Genomic DNA, 2,139 nt, shown 5'->3' with positions numbered 1-2,139 from the left:
AGCTTGGAGAAGGCATTCTCGATTGATGGTGTGGATGGCTCCTGCTCCCGGCGTCGCATTGCGCCATAGTTGGGATGTTGTCGTCCCGAGCAAAGGAGCCATCCATGTCAGAACTTGCCACAGTTGGCATCGACCTCGCAAAGAGTGTCTTCCAGATCCATGGTGTCGATGGGAACGGTCGGGTTCTCGTACGCCGTCAGCTTCGCCGCAGCCAGTTGCTGGTGTTTTTCCAGAAGCGTCCACGATGCCTGATCGGCATGGAGGCTTGCGCAGGTTCTCACGATTGGGGGCGCAGGCTTCTGGAGATGGGGCACGACGTCCGGCTGATGCCGCCCTCCTATGTGAAGCCTTACGTGAAGCGCGGGAAGACGGATGCTGCGGATGCGGCCGCCATCTGTGAAGCCGTGACACGCCCCTCCATGCGGTTTGTCGCCATCAAGAGCGAAGCCTGCTCGTCGGTTCTGGTTCTTCACCGCACGCGAGACTTTCTGGTTCGCCAGCGCACGCAGATCGGCAACGCGATCCGGGCCCACATGACGGAGTTCGGCGTCATCGCGGCGAAGGGCGCGCAGAACGTCAATCGACTGAAGGATCAACTGGATCAACTGCCGGAAGTAGCTCGAATGCCTGTGAGTTTGCTCTTCGATCAGTTGGCCGAGACGGACAAGCGGATCGAGCGGCTGACCGACGAGCTCGAAGAGACCTACGCGCAAAGCGAGACAAGCCAGCGTCTAGCCACAATCCCAGGTGTGGGGATGCTGTCGGCGACGATCATCGCGGCGACGACGCCGGATGTCGACAATTTCGGCAGCGCAAGGGACTATGCCGCCTGGCTCGGCCTCACTCCCAAGCCGCACTCCACCGGAGGCAAGCAGAGGGTGGGCCGGATCTCGAAGATGGGCAATCGTTATATCCGACGCTTGCTGTATCTGGGCGCCATGGCGCAGATCATGCTCAGATGCAGACTCAAGCGCGAGCCGAGCTCGGACTGGCTATCGGGCATGCTGATGCGAAAGAAGACGAAGATCGTCGCCGTCGCTTTGGCGCATCGCATGGCACGAACAATATTCGCCGTCCTGAGGGACGGATCGCGTTACGAGCCGCAGTCAGCCTGACAGGCTCTCGGAATGGTCAGGGCAAAGTGAGGTGATGGCGAACAAACGGAGACGAAGAACCAGGACACCCCGATTAATCCGAAGCGCCTCGAGCGCGCTCGATTGAGTGGGACCTGTTCTCCAAGCGGATATTCATCAGGGCGCGCAGCGATCCCGTTGCACATTCAGACGCCGTATACATGGCCGCAACCGACCTGTTCACCAAACCCGATCCGATACCCTTGACCCGCAGGAGCCATCCATACACGGGTTAAAGTCGGGGCTGTAAGGCGGTAGGAAGAGCATTCGCGCGCCGGCCGCTTCGATCGCTTGGCAGGCGGCGGCGACTTTGTGAGCGGGCAGGTTGTCGAGGATGACGATGTCACCAACTCGAAGCGTAGGCGCCAATACATGCTCGGCATAAGCGGCGAACCATTCACCCGTCATCGGTCCGTCGAGGACCATCGGCGCAGTCATGCCCGTCAGGCGCAATGCGCCTGTAAAAGTAGTCGTTTTCCAGTGCCCGTGCGGGATCGGAGATCGGCACCGCATGCCCCGCTTTGCCCGTCCACGCAGGCGAGCCATCTTCGTCGATGCGCCGGTCTCGTCGATAAAGACCAACCGTTCGGGATCGAGATCAGGCTGGGCCTTGAACCAGGCGCGTCGCCGCGCGAGCACGTCGGGCCGATCCTGCTCGCTGGCGTGCGCTGTTTTTTTTGAAGGTCATCGAGTGACGGTCGAGAAAGCGCCAGATCGTGCTCGGCGCGAACACGACCGCATGCTCCGCCCTGAGAAATTCAGCCAACTCGACCAGTGTGATGTCGTCCTGACCTTCGATCACCGCCAGGATCGTATCCCGGTAGGCTTCGATCCGCTGGGAGCGCTTGTCTCCGCCTTGGGGCTTTGCCCGCGTCGCGCCGCTCTCTCGCCATTCGCGGACCCAGCGGACCGCGCTTGCCGCGGCAACACCGAAACGATCCGCCGCAGCCCGCCGCGACAGGCCACTCTCAACCGCTGCGATCACTCGCGAACGCAAATCCTCCGA

1 protein-coding gene and 2 pseudogenes are annotated in these 2,139 nt (G+C 61.4%); 1 reads left to right on the top strand and 2 read right to left on the bottom strand.

What is annotated here, in order from left to right; genetic code table 11:
- Positions 1 to 104: 104 nt before the first annotated feature.
- Entirely contained in the window at positions 105 to 1,115 is a 1,011-nt protein-coding gene (locus NKI88_RS31620) for an IS110 family RNA-guided transposase (RefSeq protein WP_023832783.1), read from the top strand.
- Between the two features lie 246 nt (positions 1,116 to 1,361).
- On the opposite strand, the pseudogene NKI88_RS31615 reads toward NKI88_RS31620, so the two are convergent.
- Together NKI88_RS31615 and NKI88_RS31910 are read right to left on the bottom strand one after the other, a co-directional pair.
- Positions 1,362 to 1,818, bottom strand: a pseudogene (locus NKI88_RS31615) (IS630 family transposase); the annotation flags it as partial.
- An 87-nt stretch (positions 1,819 to 1,905) separates the two neighbouring features.
- A pseudogene (locus tag NKI88_RS31910) lies at positions 1,906 to 2,130 on the bottom strand (helix-turn-helix domain-containing protein); the annotation flags it as partial.
- Positions 2,131 to 2,139: the final 9 nt, after the last annotated feature.

The organism is Mesorhizobium sp. M0317 (genome assembly GCF_040321555.1).
Taxonomy (GTDB): Bacteria; Pseudomonadota; Alphaproteobacteria; order Rhizobiales; family Rhizobiaceae; genus Mesorhizobium.
Note: the sequence above shows the minus strand (reverse complement) of the source record. Positions and strands in the feature narration are given on the sequence as shown.

Bases quoted from the DNA above. Each gene is read 5' to 3' on its own strand.
- NKI88_RS31620 (WP_023832783.1), top strand. From the start codon at position 105: ATGTCAGAACTTGCCACAGTTGGCATCGACCTCGCAAAGAGTGTCTTC.